Source organism: Pseudoalteromonas sp. SG45-5, from assembly GCF_014164085.1.
GTDB classification, from domain to species: domain Bacteria; phylum Pseudomonadota; class Gammaproteobacteria; order Enterobacterales; family Alteromonadaceae; genus Pseudoalteromonas; species Pseudoalteromonas aliena.
On record NZ_JACJEM010000189.1, the window covers coordinates 1 to 285 of the forward strand.

The following is a 285-nucleotide window of genomic DNA, read 5'->3' on the forward strand; positions in this document are numbered from 1 at the left end:
GCAATTAAGGGTGAAAGATATTGATTTTGATTATAAATGTATTCAAGTATGGAATGGAAAAGGTAATAAACACCGCATTGTAACGCTGGCCATCGAGCTAATTCCTATGCTGAGAAATCAAATTTTGAACGTTGATGACTATTTAAAACTTGATTTAAATAATACGGAATATTCTGGCGTATGGATGCCATATGCCTTAACTAAAAAATATCCTTCAGCCGCAAAAACACTAGCATGGCAGTATTTATTTCCCTCTCATATATTAAGTTCAGATCCTCAAAGTGG

1 pseudogene is annotated in these 285 nt (G+C 34.0%); it reads left to right on the plus strand.

The window, feature by feature from the left end:
• Positions 1-285 (plus strand): annotated as a pseudogene (locus H5119_RS20240) (tyrosine-type recombinase/integrase); the annotation flags it as partial.